Raw genomic sequence first — 18,103 nt, forward strand, 5'->3', positions numbered from 1 at the left:
CAACAGGGAGACAAGGGCTTGAACATCATCCTCCTCGGCCCACCGGGCGCCGGCAAGGGCACCCAGGCGGCGAAGCTCGTCGCAGACCGCGGCATGGTGCAGCTGTCGACCGGCGACATGCTCCGCGCCGCGGTGAAGGCGGGGACGCCCACCGGCTTGAAGGCCAAGGCGATCATGGACGCCGGCGAACTGGTACCCGACGAGGTGGTATCGGGCATCATCGGCGAGCGGCTCGACCAGATGTCTCCGGGGGAGGGCGCGATCTTCGACGGCTATCCGCGCACCGCCGCGCAGGCCGAAGCTCTCGACCAGTTGCTCGCCGATCGCGGCCGCAAGCTCGACCGTGTCATCGAGTTGACGGTCGATGAGGACGCGCTCGTCGAGCGCATCACCGGCCGCTACACCTGCGCCAAGTGCGGCGAGGGCTATCACGACAAATTCAAGCAGCCCAAGGCCGCCGGCGTCTGCGACGTCTGCGGATCGACCGAGTTCAAGCGCCGCCCCGACGATAATGAGGAAACCGTCCGCACCCGGATGGCCGAATATCGCGGCAAGACCGCGCCGATCATCCCGATCTACGAAGCCCGCGGCATCCTGACGCGGGTCGACGGCATGGCGGATATCGACCAGGTCAGCGCAGCGGTGGCGGCGGCGCTCGACGGGGAATAAGGCGTCGGGCTTCGGTCCGATCTCGTCCCGCGCAATAACCGTCGTCATGCCGGGCTTGTCCCGGCATCCAACGTGCAACAACGGACGGAATCCGTTGTGGAGGATTGGACCCCGGCACAGGGCCGGGGTGACGGATAGCTTGTGGCACGATAGTCTCCCTCCATCCTGAGGGGGATCCGCCATGTTCCGCACCGCAATTGCCGCCGCCTTGCTTTCCTACGTCGTCGCACCCGCCGCTGCCGACGTCGTCAAAACCGAAGCCGCGGGCTTCGTCGTCGAAAAGACCGTCACGATCGACGCCGCCCCCGACGCGGTGTGGGAGACGCTGCGCGCCCCGCAACGCTGGTGGTCGAAGGAGCACACCTGGTCGGGCGATTCCGCCAATCTCTATATCGACAGCCAGGCGACCGGCTGCTTCTGCGAGAAGCTGCCGGGCAGGGGAAGCGTCCAGCACGCCCGCTTGGTCTTCGTCGACAAGGGCAAGCTACTCCGGATGGAAGGCGCCTTCGGCCCGCTGCAAGGAGAGGCGATCGTCGCGACGCTGACATTCGAACTTTCGCCGGAAGGAGACAAGGCGACCAAGGTCAAGATGACCTATGTCGCCGGCGGCTACTCGCCGACCGGCTTCGACAAGCTGGCGCCGGCGGTCGACAGCGTCATGAGCGCGCAACTGGACGGATTGAAGGCGGCCGCCGAGGGCCCGCCGCCCGCGCCCCTGGCCCCATCCTCCGACAGGTAAGCGGCGCGGGGCGGGAACGCGAATTGCGGGTCCTGCGTTCGGTGCGGCGGGCTTGAAGGAGGATGGCCGATGCGCATCGATGGCGGCAACCGTTGGGCATTGGGACTCGGTCTTGGTGTCTTGGCGGCAATCGCCGGCGGGATGGTCGCCGCCAATGAGACGGTCGCGGCGATGAACCCGTTCTACACCAACCAATCCATCGCGTTTGACCGGTCGGCCCGCGATGCCGAGATCGTCGATACGTCCTTCGTACAGCCCAACGACGCGCTACCCGATACCGGCGATCTCAGCTATGGCCGCGGCCGGGCCGACGATATGCAATATGCCGCGCTCGATTCGCGCTGAACCGCCTGGCGCGATCCACGGGCGATGCTTGACACTGCCGCGACTCAACCCTAAGTGAGCGCCCTTCCGATACACCGGCTGACCGGCGGCGCTTGCGCGTCCGCCGCTGTCGTGCGTTTCGGGCATCGCGATGAGATGGGGTGCGTGGCAGCCATGCCGCACTCCGTGGAGCTAGGAGAACAAGGTTCATGGCACGTATTGCGGGTGTCAACATCCCGACCAACAAGCGCGTAGTGATCGCGCTTCAATATATCCACGGCATTGGCCCGGCCAAAGCCAAGGAAATCACCACGAAGCTGAACATCGCTCCCGAGCGTCGCGTTCAGGACCTGACCGACCAGGAAGTGCTGCAGATCCGCGAAGCGATCGACGCCGGCTACACGGTCGAAGGTGATCTTCGTCGCGAGACCGCGATGAACATCAAGCGCCTGATGGATCTGGCCTGCTATCGCGGCCTGCGCCATCGCAAGGGTCTGCCGGTCCGTGGCCAGCGCACGCACACCAATGCGCGCACTCGCAAGGGCAAGGCCAAGCCGATCGCCGGCAAGAAGAAGTAAGCAGGCGCGCTCGTTGCGCACCGCGACTTCCCAGCTTCGAGGGTTAGGATAGAAAAATGGCACGTGAACCGCAGCGCCTTCGTCGGCGCGAACGCAAGAACATCACCGCCGGCGTCGCCCATGTGAACGCCAGCTTCAACAATACCATGATCACCATCACCGATGCCCAGGGCAATGCGATCAGCTGGTCGTCCGCCGGGATGATGGGGTTCAAGGGATCGCGCAAGTCGACCCCGTACGCGGCGCAGGTTGCCGCCGAGGACGCGGGCCGCAAGGCCGCCGAACACGGCGTCCGCACGCTTGAGGTCGAGGTCAAGGGTCCGGGTTCGGGTCGTGAGTCGGCGCTTCGCGCGCTGCAAGCGGTCGGCTTCCAGATCACCTCGATCCGCGACGTTACGTCGATCCCGCACAATGGCGTGCGTCCGTCGAAGCGTCGCCGCGTCTGAATTCGTCTCGCCGGCGCGCGGTTGATCGCGCTGCGCCGGCATTCGCCCACGGCCGCAGGGTTTAGCCCAAGCCCCCGGCCCAACAGAGGGAAGCCCCCGTGTCTGTCAATGCAAAGAACTGGCAGGAATTGAAGAAGCCCAACGCGCTCGAGAAGAAGGGCGGCGACGGGAAGAGCAAGGCGACCTTCGTTGCCGAGCCGCTCGAGCGCGGCTTTGGTCTCACCCTTGGCAACGCGCTGCGCCGCGTTTTGCTGTCGAGCCTGCAGGGCGCGGCGGTCACCTCGATCAAGATCGAGAACGTGCTGCACGAATTCAGCTCGCTTGCCGGCGTCCGTGAGGACGTGACCGATATCGTGCTCAACGTGAAGCAGATCGCGCTCAAGATGCAGGGCGAAGGTCCGCGTCGCCTCCAGCTCGCGGCCACCGGCCCGGCAGAGGTCAAGGCCGGCGATATCGCCGTGTCGGGCGACATCGAGGTGATGAACCCCGATCTGGTGATCTGCCATCTCGACGACGGCGCGACGCTCAACATGGAACTGACCGCCGATGTCGGTAAGGGCTATGTTGCCGCGGTCGCGAACCGTCCGGCCGATGCGCCAATCGGCCTGATCCCGGTCGACGCGCTTTACTCGCCGGTGCGCCAGGTGTCGTACAAGGTCGAGAATACCCGCGTCGGGCAGGAGCTCGATTACGACAAGCTGACGCTGACGGTCGAGACCGACGGCACGGTGACCCCGGAAGACGCGCTCGCTTATGCCGCGCGCATCCTCCAGGACCAGCTGGCGCTGTTCGTTCACTTCGACGATTCGGCGATCACCCGCTCGGCGCCGATCGGCGTCGCCGCAGCGCCGTCGGACGCCGGCGTCTCGGGCGACACGCAGCAGATCAACCGTTACCTGCTCAAGAAGGTCGACGAGCTCGAGCTGTCGGTGCGTTCGGCCAACTGTCTCAAGAACGACAACATCATCTATATCGGCGATCTGGTCGGCAAGACCGAAGCCGAGATGCTGCGCACGCCGAACTTCGGCCGCAAGTCGCTCAATGAGATCAAGGAAGTGCTGTCGAGCATGGGTCTCCGTCTCGGGATGGAAATCCCGGGCTGGCCGCCCGAGAACATCGAAGAGATGGCGAAAAAGCTCGAACAGGAGATTATGGGCTGATTTTCCACCGGCACAGCGACAGCTGCGCCGGAGAGAAAATCAGCCCGGCCGGCGGGGCTGAAAGCTCCGTCCGACGGCGCGGGATTTACTCCCGCGTCGGGCCGGCAACAAAGAGATCCCAGCTTTCGCTGGGATGACGGAATAAACGGTGGGCTCATCCGTCCCCACCTGGCCCGGGGTACCTCAAACGGCCCCCTGACGAACGAGAAGGAAATACCATGCGTCATAAGGTTGGCGGTCGTAAGCTTCAGCGTACTTCCGCGCATCGCCTCGCCCTGTTCCGCAACATGGCGGCCGCGCTCATCAAGCACGAGCAAATCACCACCACCACGGCCAAGGCGAAGGAGCTTCGCCCCTATGTCGAAAAGCTGGTGACTCTGGCCAAGAAGGGCGGTCTCTCGAACCGTCGTCTGGCGCATGCGCGTCTGCTCGACGATGCGCAGCTGGTGAAGCTCTTCGACGTGATTGGCCCGCGCTACGCCTCGCGCGCCGGCGGCTATACCCGCATCATCAAGGCCGGCGTCCGCGCTTCGGACGCCTCGCCGATGGCGATCATCGAGTTCGTCGATCGCGACGTCTCGGCCAAGGGTCAGGATTCGGGCCCGGTCATGACCGACGAGGATTTCGATCAGGCGGCGTAAGCGTAGCGTAGCTACGCGCCGGAGCCGGCCTGGTCCGGCCGGCGGGCGTCAGCCCGACCGACGACGCGGCCTAGCCGCGGCGTGATCGCTAAAAAGGGGCCGCGTTCCAGTATCGGAACGCGGCCCCTTTTCTGTCAGGCTCACCGCAGCAGCGAGCGCGGTGTGGGCGACAGCATCAGCACTTGCGGCGTCCGCTCGCGGTAATTGGCCAATGCCGGCTGTATCGACCCGCGCCAGACCGCCGTGGCGCGCAATTTGCGCTGTGCGGCCTGATAGGCGGCGAGGCTCGCGACCCGTGTGAACCACACCAGCACTCGTTCGCTTTGGCGGACATAGAGGCGCGGAAAATTGTTGGGCTCGGTCTCCGGGCCGTATGCGGCAAGGATAGGGAGTCCGGCCGCGCGATAGGCGGGCGCCAGCGTGTCGCGGAAATAGGCCGCATACCCCTGGTCGGGCTGCTTCCACAGATATTCGATCGTCGCCACCGCCATGCCCGCTGGCCGTGCGGGTGCGCCGGGTGCCGGGCGCTGTCCGGTTGCCGGACCGAAGCCCGATCCCGGCCAGGCCGGACGCAACAACAGGACATCGTCATTGTCGTCGAGCAATGGGTTGGCTTCGCCGCGATGCGCTTGCCAGACGGGCCCGAAATAGAAGGCGTTGAGCGCCTTGCCGCGCGCCTCCATCGATGGGAAGGCGCGGATCCAGGTGAAGCGGTTGGGATCGTCGCGATCGCGGAACTGGCCGACCAGCCGCATGCCAAGCTCTTCCTGGCTTTCCACGAACTCGCGCTCGAACAACGCGATCATCGCATCACGTTTGCCCGCCACGATCTTGTACTGGCGCAACTCAATGACCGGATGTGGCGCCACATCGTCAGCGGCACTGCCCGGAATAGGGGCGGCGAGGGCCGCGATGCCTGCAGCGGCGCGCGTCAAAACAGGAATGCGTTTCATGCGCGGCTGAACTCCATGATCCAATTCGTTTCCCAAGTGACGCCGCCATCGGCCGAAAAAGCCTGGTTCCAGCGCGCCGTAGCCAGCGTCGGCCGCTCCCAGACGAAGCGCAGCCGAATCGGACGGCCGCGCACGCTGTCCTCGCCGAAGAAGGTGCCGACTCCGCCCTCGAATGCCCCGTAGAGCGGTGGATCGATCTTGGGATCGCGCCCGTCGACCCAATGCAGCGACCATTGCCCGGTATCGGGATGGAACAAGCGCAGGGTACAGGCTTCGTAGCGCCCCTCGGGTTGGTCGATGACGTTACGGTCGAAATTGCCCAATCCGCCCAGAATCGGATCCGCGTGCATCGTGCCGCCGAACTCGGCCCAGTCGGTACAGCCTGCAAGCCGGTCGCGCAGCTTGCGGTGACGCACGCGCCACGATCCATGGATGAAATCGAAGTCGCCGCGGGTGCTGCAAGGGAAGGCATCCCGCTGGTGGTTCGTCGCTGGCATCGTTCATCCTCCTCCCCCTCTCGTTCGCCGCAAAACAGACCGGGCAACCTGTTTTGTCAATGGCTGTTCGACGAAAGGCGTGAGGAGGTCGGATAAAAGGAAAGGCCATGCCCGGATGGGACATGGCCTCTCGTAAGTCGGGCAGCAGCGGAAACGAATTCCGCGCCATCGGTAGGGCGGCACTCCGCCCATCCGCGCCGGCGCCGGCTCATGGGCTAGCGTCCGCTAGCCCATTTGCGCTTCAACGGCAGCGATATTGGTCGTTCGACTGCTCGACCTTCTTGCCCAGGATGGCGCCCAGGGCACCACCGATCAGCGTACCTGCGACGCGGTTGCGGCCGCCGTCGATCACGTTGCCGACGATGCCACCGGCGGCGCCGCCGATAAGCAGGCCGGTCGTGCCGTCCGAGCGCTTGCAGTAATAGCGGCCATCCGAGCCGCGATAGACCTGGTCGTTGGAGGTCAGCACGCGCTCCTGATATTGCGGCCCGTCGCGATAGTAACGCGAGGCATCGTAATCGGTCGCATAGCGGCTGTCGTCGTAGCGGGGGTCGTTATAGCTATAGCGCCGGTCGCGGCGTTGGGCTGCTTCGTAATCGGCGCGGGCACGATCATAGATCGCGGTTTCGTTGTCGTAACGCCGTTGCGCGGCTTCCCAGCGGCGCTGTTCCGAATAGGTTTGCGCTGTTGCCGGAATCGCGACCGCCGATAGCACGATTGCGGCGAGCGGGAGGGAGCGGATCATTCTTCTTCTCCTTGTTACAGGGCGGACAACGCCTTTAAGCCGTTATGGGTCCGAAACGGCGCCATTTCCAGCCATTGAACGCGACGTGCCGCCTGATAGACATGATGACCCACGCTAGCTTGCGGAGCCCTGAATGCGTCCCATCTTGCCGCTTGCCCTGATTGCGCTTGCCGCACCTGCTCTTGCCCAGACGAGTTCCCCCAAAGACATGACCACCATCACCTATCCCGCGACCGAGCGAGGCGACACCGTCGACGAGCAATTCGGCGTCAAGGTCGCCGATCCCTATCGCTGGCTCGAAAACGACGTCCGCACCGATCCCAAGGTTGCCGCCTGGGTCGAAGCGGAAAACAAGGTCACCGACGCCTATCTGGCGACGCTTCCCGGCCGCGACGTTTTCAAGGACAGACTGAAGAAGCTGATCGACTATGAGCGGTTCGGACAGCCCGAGCGCAAGGGCGGACGCTATTTCTACCTGCACAATAGCGGTCTGCAGAACCAGGCGGTGCTGTTCGTCCGCGACGGTGTCGACGGGCAGGGCAGGGTGCTGATCGATCCCAATGGCTGGTCGAAGGATGGCGCCACCGCGCTCGGCGAATGGGCGCCGAGCGAGGATGGCAAGAAGCTGGTCTATGCGATCCAGGACGGCGGCACCGATTGGCGCTCGGTCAAGGTGCTCGACGTCGACACGGGGAGGGTGCTCGACGACAATGTCGAATGGGTCAAATTCTCCGGCCTGTCCTGGGCCAAGGACGGATCGGGATTCTATTATTCGCGCTTTCCGGCGCCGCCCGAGGGCAAGAAGTTCCAGTCGACCAACGAGAATCAGGCCGTCTATTTCCACAAGCTCGGCACGCCGCAATCGGCCGACGCGCTGGTCTATGCGACTCCCGATCATCCGAAATGGGGTCATGGCGCGAGCGTCACCGACGACGGCAAGTGGCTGGTCATCTACACGACGGAGGGTACCGACAACCGCAATGACGTGACGGTCATCGACCTGACCGCCCCCAATCCGACGCCGCGAAAATTGTTCACCGGCATGGCCAATATGTGGGGTCTGATCGGCAATCAGGGCGGCAATTTCTACTGGCTGACCAACAAGGATGCGCCGCGCAACAAGGTGGTGATGACCAACCTCTACGCGCGCTCGGCCGTCCCGCCCGAGGTCGAGGTCGTGCCCCAGGACAAGGCCGTACTCGACACCGCCAGTCTGATCGGCGGCAAGCTGATCGGCGAATATATGGTCGACGTGAAGAGCGAGGTCCGCCGCTTCGCCCTCAATGGCAAGCCCGACGGAACGGTTCCGCTGCCCGGCATCGGCGCGGCGGGCGGGTTCGGCGGCGAGGCCGACAATCCGGAGACCTTCTTCACCTTCACCAGCTACACCACGCCGACGACGATCTACCGCTATGACGTCGCGACCGGCAAGGCGAGCGTCTGGGCCCAGCCCCAGGTCGCGTTCGATCCGGCCGGTTATGAAGTCAGCCAGGTCTTCTATCCGTCCAAGGACAAGACGACGGTGCCGATGTTCATCGTGCGCAAGAAGGGCGTGACCGGGCCGGCGCCGACTCTTCTCTATGCCTATGGCGGGTTCAACATCTCGATGACGCCGGCCTTCTCGGCGGCGCGCGTCGCATGGCTCGAACAGGGCGGGGTGCTCGCGGTCGCCAATATCCGCGGCGGCGGCGAATATGGCAAAGCCTGGCACGACGCCGGGCGGCTCGCCAACAAGCAGAACGTGTTCGACGATTTCATCGCCGCGGGCGAATATCTCAAGGCCAAGGGCTATACCGGCAAGGATCAGCTCGCTGTCCAGGGCGGATCGAACGGCGGCCTGCTGATCGGCGCGGTGGTCAACCAGCGGCCGGATCTGTTCGCGGCCGCCTTGCCGCAGGTCGGGGTGATGGACATGCTGCGCTTCGACCGCTTCACCGCCGGCCGCTATTGGGTCGACGATTACGGCTATCCGTCGAAGGAAGCCGATTTCAAGACACTCTACGCCTATTCGCCCTATCACAATATCCGCGCGGGCAAGTCCTATCCGGCGATCCTCGCGGCGACAGCTGATACCGACGATCGCGTCGTTCCCGGGCACACGTTCAAATATACCGCTATGCTCCAGTCGATGGACCTTGGTCCGAAGCCACGCCTGGTCAGGATCGAAACCCGCGCCGGGCACGGATCGGGCAAGCCGACCGACAAGATCATCGACGAAACCGCGATCGACTGGGCGTTCATCGCCAGATGGACCGGCCTCGATGTGAAGCCGGTCGACTAAACGAAGTTCACGGTCCGGCGCTTTGCGACTTGCGCCGGACCGTTTTTCAAAGATAGGGTATGGTCATGAACGACCAGACCCCGCTCAAGAAGCCGATCGACAAAAAGGCGCTGCTCGCCAAATATCTCGCCGAGCGCGACAAGCGCCTGCGTGACGACGGCAACGCGCAATATCTCAATCTTGAGGGCCATCTGGCGCATTATGCCGCCGATCCGCACACGCCGTTCATCGAGCGCGACCCGGTCACCGATCATGTGACCTTCGCCTTTGTCGGCGGCGGGTTTGCCGGCCTGGTGACGGGGGCGCGGCTCGCCGAAGCGGGGATCAGCGACTTCCGCATCATCGAAAAGGGCGGCGACTTCGGCGGTACCTGGTATTGGAACCGCTATCCCGGCGCGCAATGCGACACGGCCTCGATGATCTACATTCCGCTGCTCGAAGAAACCGGGCACATGCCGACCGAAAAGTACGCGCATGGCCCCGAGATCCTCGAACAATGCCAGCGGATCGGACGCCAATACCATCTCTACGAAAAGGCGCTGTTTCACACCCAGATCCGCGAGATCGCCTGGGACGCCGATCAGTCGCTGTGGGTAATTACCACCGACCGCGACGACCGCTTCACCGCCAAATATGTCGGCATCGGCACCGGACCGCTCCACGTCGCCAAGCTGCCGGGCATTCCCGGTCTCACCAGCTTCAAGGGCAAGTCGTTCCACACCAGCCGGTGGGATTATGATTATACCGGCGGCGACGCCAGAGGCGCTCTGATGACCGGTTTGGCCGACAAGCGCGTCGCGATCATCGGCACCGGCGCGACCTCGGTCCAGGCGGTCCCGCACCTCGCGCGGGCGTGCAAGGAACTTTACGTCGTTCAGCGCACGCCGTCATCGGTCGATGTGCGCAACAACGTGCCGATCGACCCCGACTGGTTCGCGAGCATCGCCACGCCGGGCTGGCAACGCCGCTGGCTGGAGAACTTCACCGCCAACCAGACGCCCGGCAACATGATCGAGGAGGATTGGGTCCAGGACGGCTGGACCGATCTGTCACGCCGGATCAAGGCGCGGGTAGCGACCCTGCCGCCTGACAAGCGCAGCCTGGCCGACATCCTGTCGGTATGGGAGGATTCCGACTTCGAGAAGATGGAGGAGATTCGCGACCGCGTCGATGCGATCGTCGAGGACAAGGAAACGGCCGCGAAGCTCAAGGCCTGGTACCGCCAGCTCTGCAAGCGACCCTGCTTCCACGACGCCTATCTCCAGGCGTTCAACATACCGGGCACGCACCTGATCGATACCGACGGGCAGGGGGTCGAACGGATCGACGAGACCGGCTTCGTCGTCGCCGGCAAACATTACGAGGTCGATTGCATCATCTATGCATCCGGCTTCCATGTCGGCACCAATTTGCAGAGCTTGCTCGGCTTCGATGTGATCGGCCGCGATGGCGTGAAACTGACCGACAGCTGGGCGCAGGGGATGCGCTCGAAGCACGGCATCCACGTCCACGACTATCCGAACATGTTCGTCGTCACGCCGACACAGGGCGCGAACCTGATCTCCAACGTTCCGCACAATCTGACCGAGTCGGCGCGCGCGATCGCCGCGGTCGTTCGCCACGCCGAAGAGATCGGCGCCAAGGAAGTCGAAGTGACGCAGGAGGCGCAGGACGCCTGGGTCGAGCTGCTGCTGACCGGGCCGGGAGCGTCGTTACGCAACGCGCCCGATTGCACGCCGGGTTATTACAATAACGAAGGCAAGGATCCTGGGCCGGCTGCGGCGCTGGCGGTAGGCTATCCGCTCGGCGCTTTCGCCTATTTCCGGTATCTCGACGACTGGACGCGGTCGGGCAAGTTCGAGGGCCTGACCTTCAACTGAGAGGTTGCCTGGAACCATCCCCCTCCCGCAAGCGGGAGGGGAGCAGCGGGCCATATCGCGAAGATGCCGCTACCCGGCCCCCAGTGGAGGCCGGGTGCGCCCCGCTGAATCAGCGCGAGGACATCTGGGGGAAACGTACCAGCGCGGCGCGCGCTACGTTGCGCGACCAGACAGCGTCGCCGGTCTTGGTTTCCATCATCTCGTTGTCGAGCGTCAGCGCATGACGATACGCCGCAGCGGCGTCCGCAGGGCGGTCGGCGCGTACATAGGCCTGGGCGAGCTCGATATAGGCGCCGCCATCCTTGGGCGCCACGCGGGTAAGCGCTTCGGCCGACCGGACGTCGGCGTCGCGCGCCGTGATCCGTGCCGTGGTCGTGCCGTCATCGGAGGCCGCCGCTGCCGGAACTGCCGCCAGCGGCGACGCGACAAGCAACGAGAAAAGCACCGTCTTGATCATATCTGCATCCTTCCAAAACCACCGCTTGATCGCGATGTTACAGAATCATGACACATTTGCGTATGTTTTGTGAAACAAAAATTTCACGGCTCGTCGCGTCGTGCGCAAAGCGGCCAATTCGCGCAGGTGAACTGGCGTTCCCGGGGATCAGTCGTTATCGGGCGCCATGAACCAGCACAGCGACTCGATCCTCATCGTAGATTTCGGCAGCCAGGTGACGCAGCTCATCGCGCGCCGCGTGCGAGAGGCGGGGGTCTATTCGGAAATCGCCCCTTTCCAGTCCGCCGCGGACGCCTTCTCGCGGATGAAGCCTCGCGGGATCATCCTGTCGGGCAGCCCGGCGAGCGTATTGGACGACGACAGCCCGCGCGTCCCTCAGTCGATCCTCGACAGCGGCCTACCGATCATGGGCATTTGTTACGGCCAACAAGTGATGATGCATCAGCTGGGTGGGACCGTTGAGCTGGGCGACAGCGGCGAATTCGGTCGCGCCTTTATCGACATCGACGACGGTTGCGAGCTGTTCGATGGTTTGTGGACCGAAGGCGAAACGCACCAGGTGTGGATGAGCCATGGCGACAAGGTCACCGCGCTCGCCCCCGGCTTCCGCCCGGTCGCGGCCAGCGCCGGCGCACCGTTCGCGGTGATCGCCGACGACACCCGCCGCTATTATGCGATGCAATTCCATCCGGAAGTCGTTCACACGCCCGACGGTGCCAGACTGATCGCCAATTTCGCGCGCCATGTCTGCGGACTGACCGGCGACTGGACGATGGCCGAATTCCGCGCCGCCAAGATCGCCGAAATCCGCGCCCAGGTCGGCGACAAGCGCGTCATCTGCGGCCTGTCGGGCGGCGTCGACAGCGCGGTCGCGGCGGTGCTGATCCACGAGGCGATCGGCAGCCAGTTGACCTGCGTGTTCGTCGACCACGGACTGATGCGCGCCGGCGAGGCCGACCAGGTCGTCAGCCTGTTTCGCGGCCATTACAACATTCCGCTCGTTCACGTGAACGCGGAGACATTGTTTCTGAGCGGGTTGGCAGGCGTCACCGACCCCGAGGCCAAGCGCAAGTTCATCGGCAAGACCTTCATCGACGTCTTCGAGGACGAAGCGAAAAAGATCGGCGGCGCTGATTTCCTCGCGCAAGGGACGCTCTATCCCGACGTGATCGAAAGCGTGTCGTTCACCGGCGGCCCGTCGGTGACGATCAAGAGCCATCACAATGTCGGCGGCCTGCCCGAGCGGATGGACATGAAACTGGTCGAGCCGCTACGCGAATTGTTCAAGGACGAGGTCCGCGCGCTGGGCCGCGAACTCGGCCTGCCCGACATCTTCGTCGGCCGCCATCCGTTCCCCGGGCCCGGCCTCGCCATCCGCATTCCTGGCGAGGTGAGCAAGGAACGCTGCGACATCCTGCGCAAGGCCGACGCGATCTACCTCGAGGAAATCCGCAACGCCGGCCTCTACGACGCGATCTGGCAGGCGTTCGCGGTGCTGCTGCCGGTCCGCTCCGTAGGCGTGATGGGCGACGGCCGCACCTACGACAACGTCTTGGCTTTGCGCGCGGTGACGTCGGTCGACGGCATGACGGCGGACGCCTATCATTTCTCCGGCGAGTTCCTGTCGCGGGTCGCCACTCGCATCATCAACGAAGTGCGCGGAATCAATCGCGTCACCTACGACTATACGTCGAAGCCGCCCGGGACGATCGAGTGGGAGTGATTTTGGCCGCTTCGGGATCGGCTAGGCGAGGTCAGATCGCGGCGTAACTGGCTGCAGAAATAGTTCCTGTCGCTAACGTTCGGCGGCAATCCGGTGGTACGAGACAGGCGCTCAAGCAGGTTAGGCTCACTCGCATGAGCTGACCGCCGCCGCGATCCGTCACACCAGCCGTCGAAGTGCGCACCGTCGAACTTCGGAGAGCGCCGGCATGGCCGTGGCTCACCGCTCCTTCCTTCTTCGTGCCTGCTCAGTCCGCGTCCTGCCACCTGCGCAGATCCGTTTGGTCATGATAGCCCATGCGGTCCGGCGTGGTGATGAATTCCATCGTCGTGCCCCAGGGCATTCGGCAATAGCAGACCTTATTTCCCGGACCTTTCTCGGTTGCATAGGGAATAGCGCGCGGCGCGGTGAGCGGTGTGCCTCCCGCCTTCTCGAAGCGCTCGACCGATGCGTCGATGTCATCGGTATAGAGAGCGAAGTGCGTAATGCCGAAATCGCTCGCCCGGATTGGCTCGGCTTGCTCGGGACCATGCATTTCAAAGAGTTCGATATCGGGCCCGGTTCCGATCTTGACCATCGCCTGTGCCCGCACGACCGTTCCGGGAAAAGCGCCGACTGCCCTCTCGAATTCGGCTCCCTGCCGCGGCGGATCCTGCGGTCCGAAGGACTGATAGATCACCTGGCCGCCGAGAGCTTCTACCAGGAACGATTTTGCGGCTTCGATGTCTGGCACCGTGATGCCGATATGATTGACGCCGCGAATAACTGGTGAGGTCATGATAGTCTCCTTCGCTGCTTGTTCGAACCATTGCGATCGCTGCGAGTCCAAGCCGCCCGCAACTTCGCCGCCCGCCGGGCCGCCCCGCGAGTTTCAATTGGTCCTGAGGAACTCGATCAGGGCGGCGGCGACGTCCTCCGGCCGCTCATCGGCGACGTAGTGACTGCATCGCGCGATCGAGCCGCCCGTCACATGGGTGGCGAACTCTTTGAGCATCGGCACCATCTGCGCACCGAACCGCTGGTCTCCACCCAGACCGAGCACCGGTATCTTGAGCGGTTGCCTCTTGTACTCGAGTGCAGCCGCATGATCGGCGGCGAGGGTGCGGTACCATTCCATGCCGCCACGGGTGCGGCCGGGAAGCGCCATTGCCTTGGCGTAGATCTCGATGTCCGCCGGATCGAAGCTGCTGTGATCGTGGAACCGTTCCGCCATGAAGGCGGAAATATAGTCATATTCACGGCCATGGATCAGGCGTTCGGGCAGATCCCGGTTCATATGGAAGCCGAAGTGCCAGAGCCTGGCGGTCGTCGCTTCCCATCCGGTCCAGCCGGGGAGCGGAACGTCGAGCACGGCGAGGTGGGTAACAGCCCGTCGATAGAGGGCGGCCTGCGGCAAGGCGACCATTCCCCCGATGTCATGGCCGCATAAGGCGTAGCGTTCATGTCCAAGGGCCGCCATGACTTCATGCGCGTCGCGCGCCATCGTCGCCTTGTCATAGCCGCTCTGTGGGCAGTCGGAAAAGCCGGCACCGCGCAGGTCGATGGCGACCACGCTGAATTGATCGGCCAGCAGCGGCATCACCTTATGCCATTCCCACCATGTTTCCGGCCAACCGTGAAGCAGAAGGATCGGCGGGCCTGAGCCTCCCGTGACAGCGTTGATCTTGATTCCATTCACCGGCACCAGCTGTTGGGTAAACCCGCTCAAAGTTGCGATCATGATCGCTTTCCAGTCAGTTGATGAGGTTCGAGCAAGCGCGCGGCCAGCACTCAGGGCTGCTCGAAGTCGGTAGCGATGGTGATGTGGCGCCAAGCGTCGATATCGCGACGGAAGGCAGCCAGCTTTCGCTCGGCGATCGAGTGCGCGATGCGGCCAAGGGGTAGATGAAGCGGAGCATCATCGGCGTCGACTGCCTGCAGCATTACCGCGATCGCTTTGTCGGGATCGCCCGGCTGATTGCCGTTGCTGGTTTCGCGATAGCGCTTGCGCGAACTCCCAGCGTATTCCGGCATCTCTTTGGCCGCCATGGCGATCGAACGGCCAAGGAAATCGGTGCGAAAGGGCCCCGGTTCGACGATCAGCACGCGAATGCCAAACGGCGCCAGTTCGCCCGCGAGCGCTTCGGAAATTCCCTCTACCGCGAACTTGGCGGCGTGGTAATAACCGCCGCCGCCGCGGCCCTCGATGCCCGCACCAGACGACATGTTGACGATCGTGCCGCCCGAACGTCGCAGGACGGGTAGGGCGGCTCTGGTGGTTTCGATCAGACCAAAGACGTTCACCTCGAACATTGGCCGATATTCCTCGGGTGTGCCTTCCTCGATCGCGCCGAACAGCGCGTAGCCTGCATTGTTCACCAGCACGTCAAACCCGCCAAAGGTCTCGACCGCCTTGGCGATCGCGGCCCTGGCTGCCGCCGCATCCGTCACATCAAGGGACAAGGTGATCATCCGGCCGTCCAACGGCTCGGCCATGTCCTCAATCGTCTCGACTCTGCGGGCCGTCGCGATGACCTGATCGCCGCGCTGTGCCGCGGCGAGCGCGAGCCGCCGGCCGAACCCACTCGAGCAGCCGGTGATGAACCAGGTTTTCATTACATTGCGCCTCCAGATGATGGAGGGGATTTAGGCGTTTAGATTTGTTCTAGAACTGACAGAACTGTATTCTCTGCGTTCAATTTTGTGTGGGCAATCGCGATGGAATGGAGCGACGTCAGAATCTTTCTTGCTGTTGCGCGATCCGGCACGCTTGGCGCCGCAGCACGGTCTCTTCGGACAAGCCATCCGACTGTCGGCAGACGCCTTCGCGCCCTTGAGCAGGCGATAGGACACACGCTCTTCCAGCGCACGGCGGACGGCCTAATTCTGACCGATGAAGGCCACGGGATCATCGCCCTGGCCGAGCAAATGGAAGAAAGCGCGCTCGCCATGGAGCGCCGGCTTGCGGAGCAGGAGCGGAAACTCACAGGCAGTCTGCGCATTTCGTCAGCGGACTGGTTCGGCGCCTATGTCCTCCCACCTATTCTGGCGGATTTCTCGAAGACCTATCCGAATGTCGACGTCGAGATTCTGACCGGCACGCGTCTGTTCAGCCTTGCTCAACGGGAGGCAGACGTCGCCTTTCGGATCGTGCCGTTCGACACTGCCGATGTCGTTCAGCGGCGGCTCTTCAGGCTCGAATATGGCGTCTATATCGCCGAGGAGGCGCCTGATCCCAAATACGGCGACGGGACCGGTTTCCGGCTGATCACCCATGACACATCCACGGGTCATTTCCCTGACATCGCCTGGCTCATCGAGAGCTTCCCCAACGCGAGACCAATCTTGCGATCTAATAATCGCAACGTTCAGGCGCGCATGTGCAGACAAGGCGTTGGCATCGCTGTCCTGCCCCGGGTGATCGGCAATCAGATTCCGGGCATCCGCCGACTGGACCTGCCGAAGCCGCCGCCGGCGCGAGATATTTGGATGGGATACCACCGCGACCTACGGCGTCTTCAACGTCTTCGCGCGTTCATCTCGACGATATCGGACCATCTTGTCAACGCGACCGTATGACGTGGCGCCCGCGAATGACTCAAGGTTGCGGAGGGACTCCGGGATCGCTGCAATCTTCTCGACCGAGCGTTCTTCGGCAGACCAGCGCCGGCCTTCTTGAATTCAATCATCGTCGCAGGCAGGGAGCGCCGGACGAGACAGGTAGGCGGCGCGATCGGCAACATCGGACCTGCTATCTTGAGACTGTCACGAGTAGCGTATTGAAATGAGCAACCAGAAAAAGGGCGTCGCAGTTGAAAGCCGTCTGATCCCCTTTCCTTCGTCCATCAGCGCGGAGGCGCGCGCCAGTCTCGCACGACTGGTTAGCGACGATGGCGTTCCGCTGAATGCGCTATACGCGATGCCAATGCCCAACGATCACGCAGGCTGGATGAAGATCAAGGCGGCGGCGGACGATCAATATGCTGCGGTGGTGAAAGGGCTCGCCGGCTCGTCGCGAGCAGGCGTCGAGACGATCCGAAGCGGTGACGCCACCATCCACGTCGCGACGCCCGAAACCATCGTAGAGCCGGACTGCGCCTACCTCGACTTCCACGGTGGCGCATTCGTGTTCGGCGGCGGAGAGGCGTGTCGCGCTCAGGCGCAAATGCAAGCGGATCAGCATGGGACGCTCTGCTACGGCGTCGATTACAGGATGCCGCCCGAGCATCCATATCCGGCGGCGCTGGACGATGCGGCGGCCGCGTATCGCTATATACTGGAACGCCATGGGCCATCGCGCATCGTTATTGGCGGTCGATCGGCTGGCGGCAATCTAGCCGTTGCGATGCTTCTACGCGCCAGAGATGAAGGTCTTCCTCTACCCGCAGGGTTAGTCTTGCTCTCCCCAGAGGTCGATCTGACCGAGTCTGGCGACAGCTTTCAGGTCAACCAGATGGTCGACGTTGTGCTGCCCGGCTCGCTGATGCGGAACAACGAGTTATACGCCGGCGGGGCCGACCTTTCTGACCCCTATCTCTCGCCCTTGTTCGGTAATTTTAGCGGCTTTCCGCCAACCTTCCTCCAGTCAGGTACGCGTGACCTTTTCCTGTCCAACGCGGTACGCATGCATCGCGCGTTGCGCCGGGCGAGCGTGGACGCCGAACTGCATATCTTCGAAGCCATGCCGCACGGTGGATTTCAGGGGAACACACCGGAAGACCGCGAACTGGCGGCCGAGGCGTCCCGGTTTGTCAAAGCTTGCTGGAGGTGAGTGGCGACCAATCCCAATTAAGCCCAACCGAGCCGCCGATGCCATCGATGACGTCCCCGCTCGACAGGCAGCGACTGGGTTATGAGCAGGGTGTTCAAAGCTTCGAAGCAACGTCACGGGCCGTGTGCTGAAAATCGTTGCTGAGCGGATTGCCGAAAAGGTGCGCCAGAAGCCGGCGGCGATTGCCGCGAGCCCGGTCGGAAACCGGAATACGCGCCGCTTTCCCGTGCAACGTTCCCTGCAGGGCCAGGCTGATCCGA

General features: G+C 63.5%; 19 protein-coding genes and 2 pseudogenes. 14 read left to right on the forward strand and 7 right to left on the reverse strand.

What is annotated here, in order from left to right; genetic code table 11:
- Positions 1-18: 18 nt before the first annotated feature.
- The 7 genes from Q0L25_RS18505 to rplQ all read left to right on the forward strand — a co-directional run bounded on the left by Q0L25_RS18505 (position 19) and on the right by rplQ (position 4,557).
- Complete coding sequence (locus tag Q0L25_RS18505) at positions 19-669, forward strand: adenylate kinase (RefSeq protein ID WP_296616843.1); 651 nt, start codon at positions 19-21, stop codon at positions 667-669.
- Between the two features lie 181 nt (positions 670-850).
- Positions 851-1,408 (forward strand): SRPBCC family protein, encoded by a 558-nt coding sequence (locus tag Q0L25_RS18510; protein ID WP_296616845.1) that lies wholly within the window; start codon positions 851-853, stop codon positions 1,406-1,408.
- 69 nt (positions 1,409-1,477) lie between these two features.
- Positions 1,478-1,753 carry a hypothetical protein gene (locus tag Q0L25_RS18515; protein WP_296616846.1) on the forward strand — a complete coding sequence of 92 codons (276 nt, stop codon included), beginning with the start codon at positions 1,478-1,480 and terminating at the stop codon, positions 1,751-1,753.
- 188 nt (positions 1,754-1,941) lie between these two features.
- Entirely contained in the window at positions 1,942-2,310 is a 369-nt protein-coding gene (gene rpsM, locus Q0L25_RS18520) for a 30S ribosomal protein S13 (RefSeq protein WP_066583942.1), read from the forward strand.
- Positions 2,311-2,366: 56 nt separating this feature from the next.
- Complete coding sequence (rpsK, locus tag Q0L25_RS18525) at positions 2,367-2,756, forward strand: 30S ribosomal protein S11 (RefSeq protein ID WP_066583941.1); 390 nt, start codon at positions 2,367-2,369, stop codon at positions 2,754-2,756.
- A 98-nt stretch (positions 2,757-2,854) separates the two neighbouring features.
- Entirely contained in the window at positions 2,855-3,916 is a 1,062-nt protein-coding gene (locus Q0L25_RS18530) for a DNA-directed RNA polymerase subunit alpha (protein ID WP_296616849.1), read from the forward strand.
- 218 nt (positions 3,917-4,134) lie between these two features.
- On the forward strand, positions 4,135-4,557 hold the full coding sequence (gene rplQ, locus Q0L25_RS18535; RefSeq protein ID WP_296616851.1) for a 50S ribosomal protein L17: 423 nt from the start codon (positions 4,135-4,137) through the stop codon (positions 4,555-4,557).
- Positions 4,558-4,697: 140 nt separating this feature from the next.
- Here rplQ and Q0L25_RS18540 read toward each other — a convergent pair whose 3' ends face one another.
- Together Q0L25_RS18540 and Q0L25_RS18545 are read right to left on the reverse strand one after the other, a co-directional pair.
- Complete coding sequence (locus tag Q0L25_RS18540) at positions 4,698-5,510, reverse strand: NIPSNAP family protein (protein ID WP_296616852.1); 813 nt, start codon at positions 5,508-5,510, stop codon at positions 4,698-4,700.
- Positions 5,507-5,926, reverse strand: coding sequence for a DUF1579 domain-containing protein (locus Q0L25_RS18545; RefSeq protein WP_296616854.1), 420 nt, complete (start codon positions 5,924-5,926; stop codon positions 5,507-5,509). Before Q0L25_RS18545 ends, Q0L25_RS18540 begins: the two co-directional genes overlap by 4 nt.
- Positions 5,927-5,938: 12 nt before the next feature.
- Here Q0L25_RS18545 and Q0L25_RS18550 point away from each other — a divergent pair, with 12 nt between their 5' ends.
- Positions 5,939-6,103: a hypothetical protein gene (locus tag Q0L25_RS18550; RefSeq protein ID WP_296616855.1), complete on the forward strand. Its 165-nt coding sequence runs from the start codon at positions 5,939-5,941 to the stop codon at positions 6,101-6,103.
- A 145-nt stretch (positions 6,104-6,248) separates the two neighbouring features.
- On the opposite strand, the gene Q0L25_RS18555 is transcribed toward Q0L25_RS18550, so the two are convergent.
- Positions 6,249-6,752: a glycine zipper 2TM domain-containing protein gene (locus Q0L25_RS18555; RefSeq protein WP_296616857.1), complete on the reverse strand. Its 504-nt coding sequence runs from the start codon at positions 6,750-6,752 to the stop codon at positions 6,249-6,251.
- Between the two features lie 133 nt (positions 6,753-6,885).
- Here Q0L25_RS18555 and Q0L25_RS18560 point away from each other — a divergent pair, with 133 nt between their 5' ends.
- Both Q0L25_RS18560 and Q0L25_RS18565 read left to right on the forward strand, forming a co-directional pair.
- Entirely contained in the window at positions 6,886-9,033 is a 2,148-nt protein-coding gene (locus tag Q0L25_RS18560) for a prolyl oligopeptidase family serine peptidase (RefSeq protein WP_296616859.1), read from the forward strand.
- A gap of 65 nt (positions 9,034-9,098) precedes the next feature.
- Entirely contained in the window at positions 9,099-10,913 is a 1,815-nt protein-coding gene (locus Q0L25_RS18565; RefSeq protein WP_296616861.1) for an NAD(P)/FAD-dependent oxidoreductase, read from the forward strand.
- Positions 10,914-11,022: 109 nt separating this feature from the next.
- On the opposite strand, the gene Q0L25_RS18570 is transcribed toward Q0L25_RS18565, so the two are convergent.
- Positions 11,023-11,370, reverse strand: coding sequence for a hypothetical protein (locus tag Q0L25_RS18570; RefSeq protein ID WP_296616863.1), 348 nt, complete (start codon positions 11,368-11,370; stop codon positions 11,023-11,025).
- Between the two features lie 166 nt (positions 11,371-11,536).
- Here Q0L25_RS18570 and guaA point away from each other — a divergent pair, with 166 nt between their 5' ends.
- Positions 11,537-13,093 carry a glutamine-hydrolyzing GMP synthase gene (guaA, locus tag Q0L25_RS18575; RefSeq protein ID WP_296616865.1) on the forward strand — a complete coding sequence of 519 codons (1,557 nt, stop codon included), beginning with the start codon at positions 11,537-11,539 and terminating at the stop codon, positions 13,091-13,093.
- Positions 13,094-13,340: 247 nt separating this feature from the next.
- Here the strand turns inward: guaA and Q0L25_RS18580 are convergent, their stop codons facing one another.
- From Q0L25_RS18580 to Q0L25_RS18590, 3 genes are all read right to left on the reverse strand, one after another.
- Complete coding sequence (locus tag Q0L25_RS18580; RefSeq protein ID WP_296616866.1) at positions 13,341-13,871, reverse strand: VOC family protein; 531 nt, start codon at positions 13,869-13,871, stop codon at positions 13,341-13,343.
- A gap of 93 nt (positions 13,872-13,964) precedes the next feature.
- Entirely contained in the window at positions 13,965-14,813 is an 849-nt protein-coding gene (locus Q0L25_RS18585; RefSeq protein ID WP_296616868.1) for an alpha/beta hydrolase, read from the reverse strand.
- Between the two features lie 50 nt (positions 14,814-14,863).
- Positions 14,864-15,688: an oxidoreductase gene (locus Q0L25_RS18590; RefSeq protein ID WP_296616869.1), complete on the reverse strand. Its 825-nt coding sequence runs from the start codon at positions 15,686-15,688 to the stop codon at positions 14,864-14,866.
- A 102-nt stretch (positions 15,689-15,790) separates the two neighbouring features.
- On the opposite strand from Q0L25_RS18590, the gene Q0L25_RS18595 reads away from it, so the two are divergent.
- The 3 genes and pseudogenes from Q0L25_RS18595 to Q0L25_RS21835 form a co-directional block, all read left to right on the forward strand.
- Positions 15,791-16,651: a LysR family transcriptional regulator gene (locus Q0L25_RS18595; RefSeq protein ID WP_296616871.1), complete on the forward strand. Its 861-nt coding sequence runs from the start codon at positions 15,791-15,793 to the stop codon at positions 16,649-16,651.
- 370 nt (positions 16,652-17,021) lie between these two features.
- Positions 17,022-17,753 (forward strand): annotated as a pseudogene (locus Q0L25_RS18600) (alpha/beta hydrolase); the annotation flags it as partial.
- Positions 17,662-17,928, forward strand: a pseudogene (locus Q0L25_RS21835) (hypothetical protein); the annotation flags it as partial. The pseudogenes Q0L25_RS18600 and Q0L25_RS21835, both read left to right, overlap by 92 nt.
- Positions 17,929-18,103: the final 175 nt, after the last annotated feature.

The sequence above is a fragment of the Sphingomonas sp. genome, assembly GCF_024508665.1.
Classification (GTDB): Bacteria; Pseudomonadota; Alphaproteobacteria; order Sphingomonadales; family Sphingomonadaceae; genus Sphingomonas.